12 protein-coding genes and 1 pseudogene are annotated in these 14,811 nt (G+C 64.6%); 5 read left to right on the top strand and 8 right to left on the bottom strand.

What is annotated here, in order from left to right:
- Positions 1–11: 11 nt before the first annotated feature.
- From trpD to CFR80_RS19255, 5 genes are all read right to left on the bottom strand, one after another.
- Entirely contained in the window at positions 12–1,349 is a 1,338-nt protein-coding gene (trpD, locus tag CFR80_RS08485) for an anthranilate phosphoribosyltransferase (RefSeq protein WP_110507237.1), read from the bottom strand.
- A gap of 6 nt (positions 1,350–1,355) precedes the next feature.
- Positions 1,356–1,952, bottom strand: coding sequence for an anthranilate synthase component II (locus CFR80_RS08480; protein WP_010514241.1), 597 nt, complete (start codon positions 1,950–1,952; stop codon positions 1,356–1,358).
- 101 nt (positions 1,953–2,053) lie between these two features.
- Positions 2,054–3,628 carry an anthranilate synthase component I gene (gene trpE / locus CFR80_RS08475; protein ID WP_110507236.1) on the bottom strand — a complete coding sequence of 525 codons (1,575 nt, stop codon included), beginning with the start codon at positions 3,626–3,628 and terminating at the stop codon, positions 2,054–2,056.
- A complete protein-coding gene (locus CFR80_RS08470; protein WP_110507235.1) occupies positions 3,625–5,616 on the bottom strand; it encodes a peptidylprolyl isomerase in 1,992 nt (663 codons plus the stop codon). Before CFR80_RS08470 ends, trpE begins: the two co-directional genes overlap by 4 nt.
- A gap of 45 nt (positions 5,617–5,661) precedes the next feature.
- A complete protein-coding gene (locus CFR80_RS19255) occupies positions 5,662–5,805 on the bottom strand; it encodes a hypothetical protein (protein WP_167513875.1) in 144 nt (47 codons plus the stop codon).
- A gap of 18 nt (positions 5,806–5,823) precedes the next feature.
- Here CFR80_RS19255 and tpiA point away from each other — a divergent pair, with 18 nt between their 5' ends.
- From tpiA to kdsA, 4 genes are all read left to right on the top strand, one after another.
- Positions 5,824–6,567: a triose-phosphate isomerase gene (gene tpiA, locus CFR80_RS08465; protein ID WP_010514238.1), complete on the top strand. Its 744-nt coding sequence runs from the start codon at positions 5,824–5,826 to the stop codon at positions 6,565–6,567.
- Between the two features lie 38 nt (positions 6,568–6,605).
- Positions 6,606–6,902 (top strand): preprotein translocase subunit SecG, encoded by a 297-nt coding sequence (gene secG, locus CFR80_RS08460; RefSeq protein WP_010514237.1) that lies wholly within the window; start codon positions 6,606–6,608, stop codon positions 6,900–6,902.
- A 129-nt stretch (positions 6,903–7,031) separates the two neighbouring features.
- Positions 7,032–8,678 (top strand): CTP synthase, encoded by a 1,647-nt coding sequence (locus tag CFR80_RS08455; protein WP_010514236.1) that lies wholly within the window; start codon positions 7,032–7,034, stop codon positions 8,676–8,678.
- Complete coding sequence (kdsA, locus tag CFR80_RS08450; RefSeq protein ID WP_010514235.1) at positions 8,675–9,523, top strand: 3-deoxy-8-phosphooctulonate synthase; 849 nt, start codon at positions 8,675–8,677, stop codon at positions 9,521–9,523. The genes CFR80_RS08455 and kdsA overlap by 4 nt, the downstream gene beginning before the upstream one ends.
- Before the next feature lie 269 nt (positions 9,524–9,792).
- On the opposite strand, the gene CFR80_RS08445 is transcribed toward kdsA, so the two are convergent.
- Positions 9,793–10,755 (bottom strand): glycosyltransferase family 4 protein, encoded by a 963-nt coding sequence (locus tag CFR80_RS08445; RefSeq protein ID WP_258367750.1) that lies wholly within the window; start codon positions 10,753–10,755, stop codon positions 9,793–9,795.
- Positions 10,756–10,928: 173 nt separating this feature from the next.
- Positions 10,929–12,125 (bottom strand): hypothetical protein, encoded by a 1,197-nt coding sequence (locus tag CFR80_RS08440; RefSeq protein ID WP_029329436.1) that lies wholly within the window; start codon positions 12,123–12,125, stop codon positions 10,929–10,931.
- A 383-nt stretch (positions 12,126–12,508) separates the two neighbouring features.
- On the opposite strand from CFR80_RS08440, the gene sodC reads away from it, so the two are divergent.
- The gene (gene sodC, locus CFR80_RS08435) at positions 12,509–13,036 is read left to right on the top strand and encodes a superoxide dismutase[Cu-Zn] (RefSeq protein ID WP_010514232.1); all 528 of its coding nucleotides are present in this window, start codon (positions 12,509–12,511) and stop codon (positions 13,034–13,036) included.
- Positions 13,037–13,212: 176 nt separating this feature from the next.
- Here sodC and CFR80_RS08430 read toward each other — a convergent pair.
- Positions 13,213–14,517 (bottom strand): annotated as a pseudogene (locus tag CFR80_RS08430) (MFS transporter).
- Positions 14,518–14,811: the final 294 nt, after the last annotated feature.

Here is a 14,811-nt window from a genome sequence, read left to right as displayed (position 1 = left end):
TCGTTCATTTTCTACCCTGTTACTCTGTTTGGCATGTCCGCCCGGAAATTCCGGACAGCCTCCAGCACGGCCGCGACCGCACCATTATCAAGGGCACCGGCCGCGCGGTCGATGTTCCCCTGCAGGGCGGCATAGTCGATCGCGTCGCCACCCCGGATAATATTGTTCCCCTCGCCCGCCACATGCAACGCCACCGCCGCGTTCAGCAGCACGGTGTCACGGTACGCGCCGCGCGCGCCATGTGCCAGATCCCGCAGGGCGCATGCGTTATGCGCGGGCGTACCACCGGCAATGGCCGAAATCGGCGCGGGCGCAAGCCCGGCGCGCGCCGCATCCACAACCAGCGGACGGATCTGCCCGTCCTCAAGGATGACGGCATGGTTGGGGCCGGCCAGGGTCAGTTCGTCAATGAACCTCCCCTCGTCGCAATCCCCGCTTATGGCCCACACGCGCGTGGACCCGGTCGCCTGCAACGTGCGCACCATGGGGTCCAGCCAGTCGGGGGAGAACACGCCCACCATCTGGCGCGTGACACCCGCGGGGTTACACAGCGGGCCCAGCAGGTTGAAAATGGTGCGAAAGCCCAGCGCCCGACGCACCGCGCCCACATGCCGCATGGCGGGATGGTGATTTGTGGCGGCAAGGAAGGTCAGCTTATGCTCCGCCACCATGGCACCGATATGCCCGTGGTCCACCGGCAGCGGCACGCCCAGTTCCAGCAGCACATCCGTCGCCCCCGAGCGCGAGGACAGTGCCCGGTTGCCATGCTTGACCACCTGCACGCCAAGGGCGGCCAGCACGAACGCCACGGCGGTGGAGACATTCAGGGTGCCCAGCCCGTCGCCGCCGGTGCCGCATACGTCAATCGCCCCCGCCGGCATGTCGGGCACCGCCACCATGCGCGCGCGCATGGCGCGGACGGCGGCCGCCAGTTCGGTCACGGTCTCGCCGCGCATGTGCAGCGCGGTCAGGAAGGCGGCAAGCCCCCCTGCGCTGACCCGGCCATCCATGATCTGGTCAAAGGCGACCTGCGCCATGTCCGCGTTCAGGGCGTGACCATCCAGCGTCTGGTCCAGTATGTCGCGGAATTCCGGCGTCATGCCTGCATCTGCAGGCGCGCGGTTGCGTAGTTCGGCCTCCAGTTCCACCGGATCGGCCAGTATCCGGCCCTGCATGTACAGTCCGGTCAGGAAGGCAATAGCGGGGACATCTTCCACCGCGCCACTTTTTATGGCCTCCAGCGCGTCCCTGGCCTGTTCTGGCGCCACGGCTTCGCCGCCCGCGACACGTCCCAGACTATCGCGGAACGTGGTGCTGGCGACCGAGGCGCTGTCCCTGCTGCTGGCCATCGCCGGTCAGGCGGCCTTGCGCGGTGTGCTGGTGCCGCGTGCGATGGACAGGAAATTGGCCATGATCCTGTGGCCATATTCCGATGCAATGCTTTCGGGGTGGAACTGTACGCCAAAGACCGGCAGCGTCGCATGGCGCAAGCCCATGATCACGCCGTCATCCGTATGCGCCGTCGCCACAAGGGTGGCGGGCAGGCTGTCGGGGTCAACCGTCAGGCTGTGGTAGCGGGTGGCGTTGAACGGGTCCGGCAGGCCGGTGAAGATATCGGTCCCGTCATGATACACGGGCGAGACCTTGCCATGCATCGGCACGGGCGCGCGCACGACTTTCCCGCCAAAGACCTGACCGATCGCCTGATGGCCAAGGCAGACGCCAAAGACCGGCACCTTCCCCGCCGCCGCCGCAATCAGGTCGCAGCAGATCCCGGCCTCGTTGGGGGAACAGGGGCCGGGTGAAATGACGATCGCCTCCGGCTTCAGCGCCAGCGCGTCCTCCACGCTGATCGCGTCATTGCGATAGACCGCGCACGTCTCCCCCAGGTCCCCAAGATAGTGGACGAGGTTGAACGTGAAGCTGTCATAATTATCGATCAGGAGGATCATGGGCGTATCATGGCTTTTCCGCTGGGCCGGGTCAAACCCTCAGGTCCGGCCCGGCGTGTCTTCCTCTTCTGTATCATGTGCGCACACGTCAACAAAATGCCTTATGCGCCGTCGCCACTGGCGAAGCGGACCGCCTCCTCCGCCGCGCGGAACAGGGCGCGGGCCTTCTGGCGGGTTTCCTCGTATTCCGCGTCGGGCACGCTGTCGGCCACCACGCCACAGCCCGCCTGCACGTACATCCGCCCGTCCTTGACCACTGCCATGCGCAGGCCGATGCAGGTATCCATGTCGCCATCGGGGCCGAAATAGCCAATGCACCCGGCATAGGTGGCGCGGCGGGTCGGCTCCACCTCGTCAATGATCTGCATGGCGCGGATTTTCGGGGCCCCCGTCAGCGTGCCTGCGGGGAAGCCCGACATCAGCGCGTCCAGCGCCTCCAGATCAGGGCGCAGTGTCCCCTCCACGTTGGAAGAGATATGCATGACATGGCTGAAGCGTTCGATCACGAACTGCTCCGTCACCTTCACCGAACCCAGTTCGCACACCCGGCCCACGTCGTTGCGGCCAAGGTCGATCAGCATCAGGTGCTCGGCGCGTTCCTTGGGATCGGCCAGCAGTTCTGCCTCCAGCGCCATGTCCTCGGCTGTCGTGCGGCCACGCGGGCGGGTTCCCGCCAGCGGGCGCACGGTCATGGTGCCTTCACGCAGACGCACCAGGATTTCTGGTGAGGAGCCAACAAGACTGAACCCGTCCAGATCGAGATAGAACAGGAAGGGTGCCGGATTGATCCGCCGCAGCGCGCGGTACAGCGCGAATGGCGGCAGGCTGAACGGCGCGCTGAACCGCTGGCTGGGCACGATCTGGAAGGCGTCGCCCGCCGCGATGTAGTCCTGCAGCCTGCGCACGACGGCGCAGAATTCCTCGCGCGTCATGGTGGACTGCGGCACGGGGGCCGGCATGTCGCCCACCGGCCCGTCAGGCAGTTCGACAGGGGTGGACAGGGCGGCGCGGGCCTGCTGCAGCCGGTCCTGTGCCGCATCCCATATGGCTTCGGGCGCCTGTCCCGCCGTGGGACGCAGGGGGGCGGCCAGCAGCAGTTCGTCGCGCACCGTGTCGAATATCGCGAACAGGCCCGGACGGATCATGATGCCTTCGGGCAGGCCAAGATCATCGGCCGGCATGTCGGGCAGGTGCTCGACCTGGCGGATCATGTCATAGCCAAGGTAGCCGAACACGCCGCCGGTCATGGGCGGCAGCCCTTCGGGCAGGTCCATGCGGCTTTCGTGCAGGATGCGGCGCAGGGACACCAGCGGGGCATCGGTTTCGGGCACGAATTCGTGGGTGGCGGCGGCGGGATCATGACACACGCTGGCCCGGCCGTCATGGCAGCGCCAGATCAGGTCGGGCAGCAGGCCGATGACGGAATACCGCCCGCGTGAGGTCCCGCCCTCGACACTTTCCAGCAGGAAGGCGTTATGCCCGCCATTGCCGCCCCCATGGCTGCGCGCAAGGCGCGACAGCCGCAGGAAGGCGGCCACCGGGGTCAGCAGGTCCGCAGGCTCCACCCGCCATGCCACGGTGCTCCTGCCTGCACGCAGGTCGGCCAGCGCCGCTTCACGCTGGGCGGCGTCAGCCTGCCGGAAGGAGGGGCGGATGCGCGGGGCGTCTGCTGTCACTGTGCTGTTCCCGTATTCTGGCTACCTGTTACGTCCGACATCACCGCCTTGATGGCGGAATCATTCGGCTTGGGCTTGACCACGCCTTCCAGCGCGCTGCCATAGGTCATTTCGATATCATCGCCCATCGACTGCGTCAGGCCCGCGCGCACGCGGTCATACAGGTTTTTCTGCGCGGCCGGGTCGGGGTGGTTGATGGCCGTCAGCGTCGCGACCACGTAGGCGTCATCCGCCTGCGTCATCACGCTCTGCCCCGGCTGGGACAGGCGGAAGATCAGGGCCGCAACCTCACGCGGGATTTCCGGCGCGGGCTGCATGGGGGAAATCGGCTGGCTGTGTTCCAGTCCGGCGATGGCGGGGCTGACATGGCCCAGGCCGCCCTGCCCCTCTGCCTGCGTATAATATGCGGTGGCCTGCTGGTCGGCCATGTGGCGGCGGATATCGGCCAGCCACGCGGCGGTTACGCGCGGGCCGGCTTCCTGCAGGCTCAGGGCATGGCCGGGGGTCACGCCGTCAACCGATACCGCGTACCACACCCCGTCGGGCCCCTGCAGCAGTTCGGGGTTCGCCCCCTTCGCCTGCGCGAAGATACGCGCCACGATCGCCTGCCGCGCCGCGTCGCTGCCCGGGATCGGGGCGGGGTTGCCATCATGCGTCAGGCCAGATGCATCCACATCGCCCGAGACGGCAGCGGCCCCGATATCGGCAGGAATGGACTCCAGCCCGCCACCGGCAATGGTGTCCTGCAGCTTCTGTACCCGGTCGGCCAGCAGCGCCTGCGCGCGGGAATGGGCGACCTGGTCATGCAGCGCCTGACGCACATCGGCAAAAGGCGTTGCATGCGCGGGGGTGACGGCGGTCACGCGGAAGACGACCCAGCCGCCCTCGCTCTTGATCGGTCCCTGCGTTGCATCGGCGGGGGCGGCGAAGATCTGCTTGCCAAGATCGGCGGAAGGCACGTCCGTAACCTTGATGCCCGGCAGTTCCACCGCCGCTGCATCCTTGCCTGCATCCTTCTGCACCTGCGTCCATGCACCTGCATCCGCCCACTGTGCGCGCAGGGCGGTGGCGCGCGCTTCGGTCGGTACGGTCACGATCTGCACGGTGCGGCGTTCGGGCGAATTGAAGGTCTGGGCCTGCGCCTCGTACGCCTTGTGCAGTTCGTCATCCGATATGTCGAGCTGGCGGCCGATCGTGTCCGCAGACAGCACGACAATGCGGGCATGGCGGAATTCCGGCGCGGTGAATTCCCACGGGTGGTTGGCATGGTAGCGCGCAAGCTGGGCCGGCGTGGGGCTGGCCGTAACCTGCTGGCTGTCGAACGGCACGCGCACAAGGTCAATGGTGCGGGTCTGGGCCTCAAAATCAAACAGGCGGCGGGTCATGACGTCGGGCACGGTGGCGCCATCGCGAATCGGCTGCAGCAGCACGCGCGACGCCTGCTCCTGACGCACCAGGTCCACCAGCCGCCCTTCGGACATGCCGGTACGGCGCAGGCGGTCGTTGAACAGCGCGCGATCGAACTGCCCGTCGCGCCCCCTGAAGGCGGGGATGGAGAAAATTTCATCCCGCACCACGGAATCGGGCACGATCAGGCCGTGGCGGTCGGCGGCCTCGGCTATTTCGGCCTGCAGCACCAGGCGGGTCAGGACCTGCCGGGCGATCTGTTCACGCGTGGCCGCCGGAATCTGGGACGGATCGGACAGGTGCATGGACTGCGCCACCTGCGGCATCTCGGACTGCAGCGCGTTCTGGTACGACTGCACCAGAATGGGGCGATCGCCCACGCGCGCCACGACATCGGCGCGTTCGGTGCCGATGTTCATCAGCACGTCGCCCACCCCGAACCCGATGAAGGCAAGGAAAAACAGCCCGGCGACGATGCGTCCCACCCATGAATCGACAAACACGCGATACAGAAAAGATAGCATGAAAAACCCTGCGCCAGGACCAAGACAAAGCCGGATGGAACAGGGCGTGCACACCATGCGCCCCCATGCGGGCGCCCTGTTTTCCGGTCGGGCACCATACGGTCACGCCAGCGGTTTGACCAGCACAAGGATGCACGCACGCCCGTGATGCGGCGCAGGCGGGTTGCAACCGAGGTCGCGCCATGGTGTAGGCTGCACCCCCATGACAACCATGCCACGCGCCGCGCAGGCGGTATGCTGCGGCATGGGCGCAGGAGTGGAAACATGAAGCAGATAATTGTCGGCAACTGGAAAATGAACGGCCTGAGCGCGGATGCCGACGCGCTGGTGGACGGACTGGTCGCGGAACTGGCCACACTGACCCCACGGGCCGACGTGGTGGTCTGCCCGCCCTTCACGCAGCTGGCCCGCCTTGCGCCGAAGCTGAAGCAGGCCGGGATCGGTCTGGGCGCGCAGGACTGCCACAAGGACAGGTCGGGTGCCCATACCGGCGACATTTCCGCCCCCATGCTGGTGGACCTTGGCGTGGAATACGTCATCCTTGGCCATTCCGAACGCCGCGCCGAACACCATGAACTGGATGAAACCGTACGTGAAAAGACGGTCGCCGCCATGGAGGCGGGCCTGACCCCCATCGTATGCGTGGGCGAAAACGACGACCAGCGCTCCGCCGGGGATTCGCAGGCCACAGTGGGCTGGCAGCTTGAGGGCTCGCTACCGCAGGGGTTCAAGGGGATTGTCGCCTACGAACCCATCTGGGCCATTGGCACGGGACAGGCCGCGTCCCAGCAGGATATTGCCGACATGGCCGCCTTTATCCGCGCCGAACTGGCGCGGCAGTTCGGTGATGCTGGCAAAACGATCCAAATCCTTTATGGTGGGTCCGTTAACGCACGCAATGTCACCGATATCCTGCCTGTCGAACACGTGGACGGGGCGCTGGTGGGCAATGCCAGCCTGAAGGCCGACGCCTTCGTGCCGCTTGTCCGCGCCGCCCGCGCTTCGTGATTGCCGCGCGGCGGGCGGGGCCCTGACTGGAAAGACGCATGATCACTGTTCTTCTTCTACTGCACCTGTTCGTCACCATCGCGCTGATCGGGACCATCCTGATCCAGCGCAGCGAGGGCGGCGGCCTTGGAATCGGCGGGTCGCAGGGCATGGGCTCCTTCATGTCCGGGCGCGGGACGGCAACGCTGCTTACGCGTTCGACCGCCGTGCTGGGCACGGTGTTCATGGTGCTGTCTCTGACGCTTGCGGTCATGAATCGCGGGGCATCGACCGGTGCCGGGCATGACATCCTGGCCCAGCCGCCCGCAGCCGGCGCGCCCGCGGACACGCACTGATTTTTTCGCGGTTTATGGCGACTTTCAGAACTGCCCCGGCATTCCGTGCCGGGGCAGTTTTCATTTTTTCGGCCCGTGTCGCATCGTAGCCTTTGCAGCGCGGGCGCAAGCTGTGTAGAAAGGCCATCCATGACGCGGTTTGTATTCATCACCGGCGGCGTGGTGTCCTCCCTCGGCAAAGGCATTGCTTCGGCTGCCCTTGCTGCCCTGCTCCAGGCCCGTGGCTATCGGGTCCGGTTGCGCAAGCTTGACCCCTATCTGAATGTCGATCCGGGGACGATGAGTCCCTACCAGCACGGCGAGGTCTTCGTGACCGACGACGGTGCGGAAACGGATCTGGACCTTGGCCATTATGAACGCTTTACCGGTGTGCATGCCACCCGGGCGGACAATGCCACGACGGGGCAGATCTATTCCGGCGTGATCGCGCGCGAACGGCGTGGCGATTACCTGGGTGCGACCGTGCAGGTCATTCCCCACATTACCGACTCGATCAAGGAAACGATCGTGGCGGACACCGAGGACCTCGATTTCGTGCTGGTCGAGATCGGTGGCACGGTGGGCGATATCGAAAGCCTGCCCTTCCTTGAATCCATACGCCAGCTGCGCAACGACCTTGGCCCCGACCAGACGATGTTCATCCACCTCACACTGCTGCCGTGGATCGCGGCGGCGGGTGAGCTGAAGACAAAGCCCACGCAGCATTCCGTCAAGGAACTGCAGAATGTTGGCATCCAGCCGCAGATGCTGGTCTGCCGTTCGGACCGGGAAATTCCCGAAAACGAACGCCGCAAGATCGCCAGCTTCTGCAATGTCCGCCCGCAGGCCGTGATTGCGGCGCGCGATGTGGACACCATTTATGCCTGCCCCATCTCGTACCACGCCGAAGGCATGGATACCGAGGTGCTGCACCATTTCGGCCTGCCCACCACCCCCGACCCCGACCTGTCGCGGTGGGAAAAGATTGTCGATGCCGTCCGCCACCCCGACCGCGAGGTGCTGGTGACGGTGGTCGGCAAGTACACCGCCCTGCTGGACAGCTACAAATCCCTGATCGAGGCGCTGCAGCATGGCGGCATCGCCAACCGTGCGCGCGTGCGCCTGAACTGGGTCGAGGCCGAGGATTTCGAGAAATCGGACGACGCGGTGAACACGCTGGCCCGCAGCGACGCCATTCTGGTGCCCGGCGGGTTTGGCGAACGCGGGTCGGAAGGCAAGATCCGCGCCGTGAAATATGCGCGTGAAAACAACATCCCGTTCATGGGCATCTGCTTTGGCATGCAGATGGCGGTGATCGAATGCGCGCGTAACCTTGCGGGCATTACGGATGCGTCGTCCACCGAATTCGGGCCGACCGACCAGCCGCTGGTGGGGCTGATGACCGAATGGGCGCGGGGCAACGAACTGCTGCGCCGGCGTGAAGGCGGCGAAATGGGCGGCACCATGCGCCTTGGCGCCTATCCCGCCAAGCTGGCCGAAGGCTCGCGCGCTGCCGAAACCTATGGCACCACCGACATCCGCGAACGCCACCGCCACCGGTACGAGGTCAACAACCACTACCGCGAGCAGCTGGAAAAGACCGGCCTGCGCTTTTCGGGCATGTCGCCCGACGGCATCCTGCCCGAAGTGGTGGAATATCCCGACCATCCGTGGTTCATCGCGGTGCAGTACCACCCTGAACTGCTGTCCAAGCCGTTTGACCCGCATCCGCTGTTCTCCGGCTTCATCAAGGCTGCGGTCGCAAAGGCGGCGGAACGGACGGGCGGCAAACGATGACCGACCATCGCGCCGTTACCATTGGCGGGCTGAATGTCAGCAACGAAGCCCCTTTCGTGCTGATCGCAGGGCCGTGCCAGATCGAATCCCTGCAGCAGGCCAGTGAAGTGGCCGACGCGCTGCATGGGATTGCAACGAAGCTGGGTATCGGGCTGATCTACAAAAGCTCGTTCGACAAGGCCAACCGCACCTCCATCAACGGCGCGCGTGGCGTGGGCATGGCGCAGGGGCTGGATATCCTGTCGCAGGTCCGCGCGCGTTTCGGCATGCCGGTACTGACCGACGTGCACCAGCCCGACCAGTGCGCCCCGGTGGCGGAAGTGGCCGACGTGCTGCAGATCCCGGCCTTCCTGTGCCGCCAGACCGACCTTCTGCTGGCTGCGGGACAGACGGGGGCGGCGGTCAATATCAAGAAGGGGCAGTTCCTTGCCCCGTGGGACATGGCCAATGTCGCGGCCAAGGTTGCCTCCACCGGTAATGAACGCATCATGCTGTGTGAACGCGGCACGTCATTTGGCTACAACACGCTGGTCAATGATATGCGCGCCCTGCCGATCATGGCGGGAACCGGCTATCCCGTGATCTATGACGCCACCCATTCGGTGCAGCAGCCCGGCGGCCTTGGTTCGGCTTCGGGCGGGCAGCGGGTGTTCGCGCCCATCCTTGCGCGCGCGGCACTGGCCATTGGCGTTGCAGGCGTGTTCATCGAAACCCATCCCGATCCCGATACCGCGCCGAGTGATGGCGCAACCATGCTGCCACTGGCCTGCATGGAGGACCTGCTGTCATCCCTGCAGCAGTATGACCGGCTGACCAAGCAGTCCCCGCCGGACGTGATCATCTGACCTGTGTTCCCATCCCCGATCGGGGATGGGGCACGCGCCGCCCGCCCGGCCGTGTGGCGCCGCCAGTGGCGGTTTTCCCCGCCTGCCCGGTTATTGGGCGGGACATGACGTGCCCCTGTTCCCACCGTACCCCATGGTATAATAAACTATATGTATGGGTAATATATAATGGTAAGGGTTTGGCACGGGATGGGGCACGGTGGGAACACCGGCCATAAAACCGTGGTTTCCCGCTATTTTTTCGTACCCCTCCGCCCCGGCCCGTATCCCTATGTGTCCATGCGGCGCAGGATCGCGGCCCCGGCGGCGTCAAAGGCGCGTGCGCTGAATGTCCGCATCACCCACTCCCGCGCGACATGTCCCATATCGGCCAGTTGCGCAGGGTTGCGCAGGGCGGCCTCCAGCCTGTCAGCCAGTTGCCGTGGCCGACCCGGGGCGACTTTCCAGCCGGTGACCCCGTCCACGATGGACTGGTTCATTTCCCCCACCGCGCTGCCCACGACCGGCAGGCCCATGTTCATGGCTTCATGCGCCGCAATGCAGAAACCTTCGTAGCGCGAGGGCTGCACATACATGTGGCATTGCCGCAGGAAGGACTGAACATCCTCGACATAACCGGCAAACCGCACATTGCTCAGACCATGGCGGTGGCAGAATGCCTGCAGGCGGTCATGCTCCGCCCCTTCGCCGCCAATGACCACGCGGTAGGGTGACAGGCCCGGCACGTCACGCAGGTGCACAAGCGCGCGGCACAGCACATCGTACCCCTTTGATCCATGCAGCCGCCCGAGCGAGCCGATCTGCACCACCTGTCCCGCACGCCATTCGGGCGCGGGAGCCGTGTCGGGCCAGGCGCGAAAGATGGGCCAGCACATGACGCGGCTGGCGGGCAGGTCCAGCTTCTGGCGGGTCAGCGCGGTGACATAGGCGGAATCCCCCACCCATACCTGACTAAGGTTTTTCATGGCGCGCAGCAGCATCAGGTTGGCGGGGCGCAGGAACGCATTATGCTGCCAGCTGACCACGGGAATGCGCTGCCTTGCCCCCACCAGTTCCCCCAGCAGGGTCGCGCGTGTCAGCGATGTCCACAGATGGGTGGGCCGGATGCTGCGTACCCAGGCATCCAGCCTGTGAAGCTGCTGGGGAATGGGGGCGTCATCCGCGCCCAGAGCACGGTGGCGGGCACCCCGGCGGCGTGCAGCACGGGCAGGGCGCGCCCGTTGCGCCGGCATATGGCGGCGACATGCACCTCATTCCCATGCCGGCGGAAAACGTCCGCAATGGCGGGAATGGGAAGGGCAGCGCCACCACCTTCAAACGTATTGATAATGTAGGCGATGCGCATGCCCTGCACACTCCGTGTCATGAACCGGTCGGGCAGGATAGCACCACGTATTCCGGCGGGTCATTGGACAGATGGCTTATCCTTACATAAAAATGTAACAATTTCCTTCGCGGCGCGATGGGCGGCGGTTTCACCGGGGACGGTATGGAATGTCGCGTCGAATGCGGCCTGCTGGCGGGCGGCAAACAGGCGCTGCCGGTCACATGCCACGGCAAGGGCGTGGGGCAGTTCGTCCACGCCCTCGATCACCTGTCCCATGTTCCAGTGCGCATAGTTGGGGTTGTCGCGCCAGCGTGCATGGTGGGAATTGATAAAGATGCACGGGCGCGGCCGGGCGATCCATTCATAGACCTGGCTGCTGGCATCCCCCAGGTAGATGTCAGCGGCAAGGACATAGGACATGTCCACCGAATTCTGGCTGCCGGTATCAATGCGTATGTGCGACAGGTTGCGCAGCCGTTCGGGTATCCTGCGGCGCAGGCGGATGCGGCGGTGTTCGACCGATGTGTGCAGCCTGCGGCGGAACAGCATGACATGGGGCGCAAAGATCAGGTTGTAGTCATCCTGCCGCGCGAACCATTCCAGCACCTCGATCCCCATGTCCCACCATGATGACAGGACCGGGTCAAAATGCGGGTTGTACAGGACGGTAGGCCGGTCATTGTCAAAAAAGCGCGGGCGCGCCGTCATGTCCACGGTGTCGAATTTGGGATAGCCGACAACGGCATGATGCCCGGGGCGGATCAGGTTCTTGTGCAGCATGCGGTCACGCGTCTTGGCGCCGGGCAGCAGCACAAGGTCGAAAAACCGGGTCACGTCGCGAAACCCGATGGAGCGGTCGCCCGCCCCGTGCGGCAGGTAGATCAGCCGTACATCCAGATTGAAATGGCTTTTCAGCAGCGCCGATGTCGTCTCGGGCACCACCAGCGCGTCAAACCCCGCGAACAGGTCGATGTTTTCGCGCAGATTGGCAATGCGGCGGAACGGTACGACCGCCCGCGCCACCGTGTTTATGGCCCGGGACAGCGGCCCGATATCAATCCGGGCATATGTCACGCGCTGCGCGCAGGCGGCGATGGTTTTGCGGACATGGGCTTCCTGCGCCGCGGTGGAGGTAATGACCGTCACATCCTGCCCCATGGCCGCAAGTTCACAGATGATCGGCGCCGTATGCGGGACCTGATGGGTGCAGTCGTGATTGAACAGGAAACCGATCTTCATGTGCCGCCATGCCATGAGGGGGAAGTGTCGGGTCATACAACGGGAATGCACGTAGGGGAACTGCCCCGTTCCCGGCGGAGCGCCGCGCGCGCCCTGCCCCGGTGGGCTGCCAGTGCTGCCGGGTGGCGGGACCCGCGCGTCGTATCGAGCACGGACCGGAGGTCGTGTGCGCGGCCTCCGCAGAAAGTGAAGGATGCGTGCCACCGGCACCGCGCCCTGTTTCCACATGATATTGGCCCGGTAGCGGGACGGATGGGCGCACGGCGCGGCTTCGTGGTTATTGCGAGCGTATCTTAATTCCGGCACGCTGTTCCGGACAGGCCCCGCCGTGTCAGCGCGCGGGCGTTTCCCGGCAGGATACCGGCCTGTCATCCCGCTGCCGTTACGGCTGCCGTGCGATCCGGAATAAGGAATATCCCATGCTTACATCCCGCCTGAAACTGCTCACCGTTCTTGCCGGACTGGCCTGCGTGCCTGCCCTGGCCCATGCCGCCGATACGGCATCCGGCAGCCTGATCGGCAATGACGGCACCGACCACGGCAGCCTCCATGTCACGGACGCGCCAAAGGGCGTGCTGCTGCATATCGAGGCGAAGGGACTGATCCCCGGCTGGCATGGCATCCACTTCCATGAAAAAGGCGACTGCGGCCCGCCGAAGTTCAGCAGCGCGGGCGCACATGTCCATGCGGCCAGCCCCGTCGTGCATGGCCTGCTGAACCCGAACGCCAATGATGCGGGCGACCTGCCCAATGTGTTTGTCAATCAGGACGGGACGGCAACGGTGGAACTGTATTCCACCCTGGTGTCCCTGAATGGCAAGGATGGCCGCCCTGCCCTGCTGGATGCCGACGGGTCGGCGCTGGTCATCCATGCCAATCCCGATGATTACCGCACCCAGCCCATTGGCGGCGCGGGAGACCGCGTGGCCTGTGGCGTGATCCATTAACGCGGCCATCATCGTTCCCGGTCGCGGGACAACCGCGACCGGAACCATCGGGCAGGCGCATGAACGTGTCTGGTGAAACGTCGCCTTCATGAAGAAAGGCGACATCCATGAACCTTTATTTCCATCACGGGCCTGCGGGAAAAATCACGTAGCAGGCGGCAGCACCGGCACACGTCTCACGCCCTGTCACGCCACGCCAGAAGGCACAGGGCCTGCATGCACACCGCCCACAGCGGCAGCCAGACAAATCCCGTCGTAATCCACCATGATACTTCTGGTGGCTGTGCCGCCCGATCCGCAGCGTAATGCCCCCATGACAGGAACTGCGCCAGGATGAAACCGGTCAGGCCCATCGCCAGTTTCGTGACTCATGTATTGATCGAATATGCCAACCCTGCCGATCCGGTCGAGGAACGCGGGTCCCCGTCATCCACGGCCTGGGCCAGCAGGGTGTAATACAGCGGCGACATGACACCCTGCGCCAACGCAAGAAGACCTGCGGACAGGAAAAAGCCCGTCATGGACGCCCCCGCGACAGCCATGGCCAGATAGGCTGCCCCCTGCACGATCAGGCATACGATCCCGCTGCGGACAGTGCCCAGACGCCGCGCAAGTGGCCCGCATGCGGGCACGCCAGCAAACAGCAGGACGGTAATGAATGTAATGATATTGGCGCCCAGCTGCTCCGTGCCGCCAAGGACAATGCGGGCGTAATACAGGGCAAACCCGAACAGGGCCGCCTGCCCCACGAAATAAAAGAATGCGAGCATATTGCTCAGCACCCACCGCCGGTTGCCGAAAAGATGGCGCAGCGTGATCACCAGCCCCTGCCGGACGGGTGCTGGCGGATGCCGCACGATGCAGCCACGCGCCACGCACAGCCACAGGACACTGCCCACAACCGACAGGGCCAGCACATAGACCGCCATGCCATACCGGTGCTGCGCCGCACTGTCGCCCCCGCCCAGCCAAGTGATGGCGGGAATGGTCATAAGCGCCACAAACAGCGACCCGGCCTGACAGCCCATCATGCGGAATGCATTCAGGCCCACGCGCGCCGTCGCACTCCGGCTGATCATGACCGACAGCGCGCCATAGGGCGTGTTGATGCAGGAATAGACCGCACCAAATACGATATAGGTCAGCCCTGCCCACAGGATTTTCCCTGCGGGCGAAAGTGGCAGGGCCAGAAAGCACGCGAAACCCGTCACGCCAAAGGGAATGGCAAGCGCCCGGATCAGACGCGGCACGATCAGCCCCCCCGTACGGTCAACGATATAGCCGATGGCCGGATCGCAGAAGGCATCCACAACTCGGGCCACAAGCAATATCCACGATACCGCCACCAGCGGCAGGCCATATATGTCCGTGTAATAATACATGAGGTAGGATGAGGTCATGCCCCACATCATGTTGGAGGCGGCATCACCACAGCCGTAGGCCACCTTTTCCTTCAGGGGAAGTGCCTGCCTGTTTTCCATTCTCCGGTTTTCCCCGACGTCTGCGGCAAGAACGGCATGCTACCACGCGCAGGGACGACGACAAGCCACACCATGGACCATCATACAGGGCAGCCTGAAGCAGCCTGTCTGCAAAACATTCACTCATCATCAGGACGTTTTTTCTGAAGCTTTTTTCAGAAAGTTCCTGGAGACGTTTAATGTTCTTTATAAATGATACCAAAGGACGTAGCCACTGACTCGTGTGTGAAGTGACAAACGGCGCTGGCTCTGATTCTCTTGATGCGGGAGGATCTGGCTGATGACGAGGGCGGT

Origin of the sequence: Komagataeibacter oboediens, from assembly GCF_003207815.1 — a bacterium.
In the GTDB taxonomy this organism is placed as follows: Bacteria; Pseudomonadota; Alphaproteobacteria; order Acetobacterales; family Acetobacteraceae; genus Komagataeibacter; species Komagataeibacter oboediens.
Note: the sequence above shows the minus strand (reverse complement) of the source record. Positions and strands in the feature narration are given on the sequence as shown.

Coding starts and splice junctions, on each gene's coding strand:
- secG (WP_010514237.1), top strand. CDS start 6,606: ATGATCACTGTTCTTCTTCTACTGCACCTGTTCGTCACCATCGCGCTG.
- CFR80_RS08445 (WP_258367750.1), bottom strand. CDS start 10,755: ATGCCGGCGCAACGGGCGCGCCCTGCCCGTGCTGCACGCCGCCGGGGT.
- trpD (WP_110507237.1), bottom strand. CDS start 1,349: ATGGCCAGCAGCAGGGACAGCGCCTCGGTCGCCAGCACCACGTTCCGC.
- CFR80_RS08480 (WP_010514241.1), bottom strand. CDS start 1,952: ATGATCCTCCTGATCGATAATTATGACAGCTTCACGTTCAACCTCGTC.
- tpiA (WP_010514238.1), top strand. CDS start 5,824: ATGAAGCAGATAATTGTCGGCAACTGGAAAATGAACGGCCTGAGCGCG.
- CFR80_RS08440 (WP_029329436.1), bottom strand. CDS start 12,125: ATGACCCGACACTTCCCCCTCATGGCATGGCGGCACATGAAGATCGGT.
- CFR80_RS08470 (WP_110507235.1), bottom strand. CDS start 5,616: ATGGTGTGCACGCCCTGTTCCATCCGGCTTTGTCTTGGTCCTGGCGCA.
- kdsA (WP_010514235.1), top strand. CDS start 8,675: ATGACCGACCATCGCGCCGTTACCATTGGCGGGCTGAATGTCAGCAAC.
- sodC (WP_010514232.1), top strand. CDS start 12,509: ATGCTTACATCCCGCCTGAAACTGCTCACCGTTCTTGCCGGACTGGCC.
- CFR80_RS08455 (WP_010514236.1), top strand. CDS start 7,032: ATGACGCGGTTTGTATTCATCACCGGCGGCGTGGTGTCCTCCCTCGGC.
- CFR80_RS19255 (WP_167513875.1), bottom strand. CDS start 5,805: ATGCCGCAGCATACCGCCTGCGCGGCGCGTGGCATGGTTGTCATGGGG.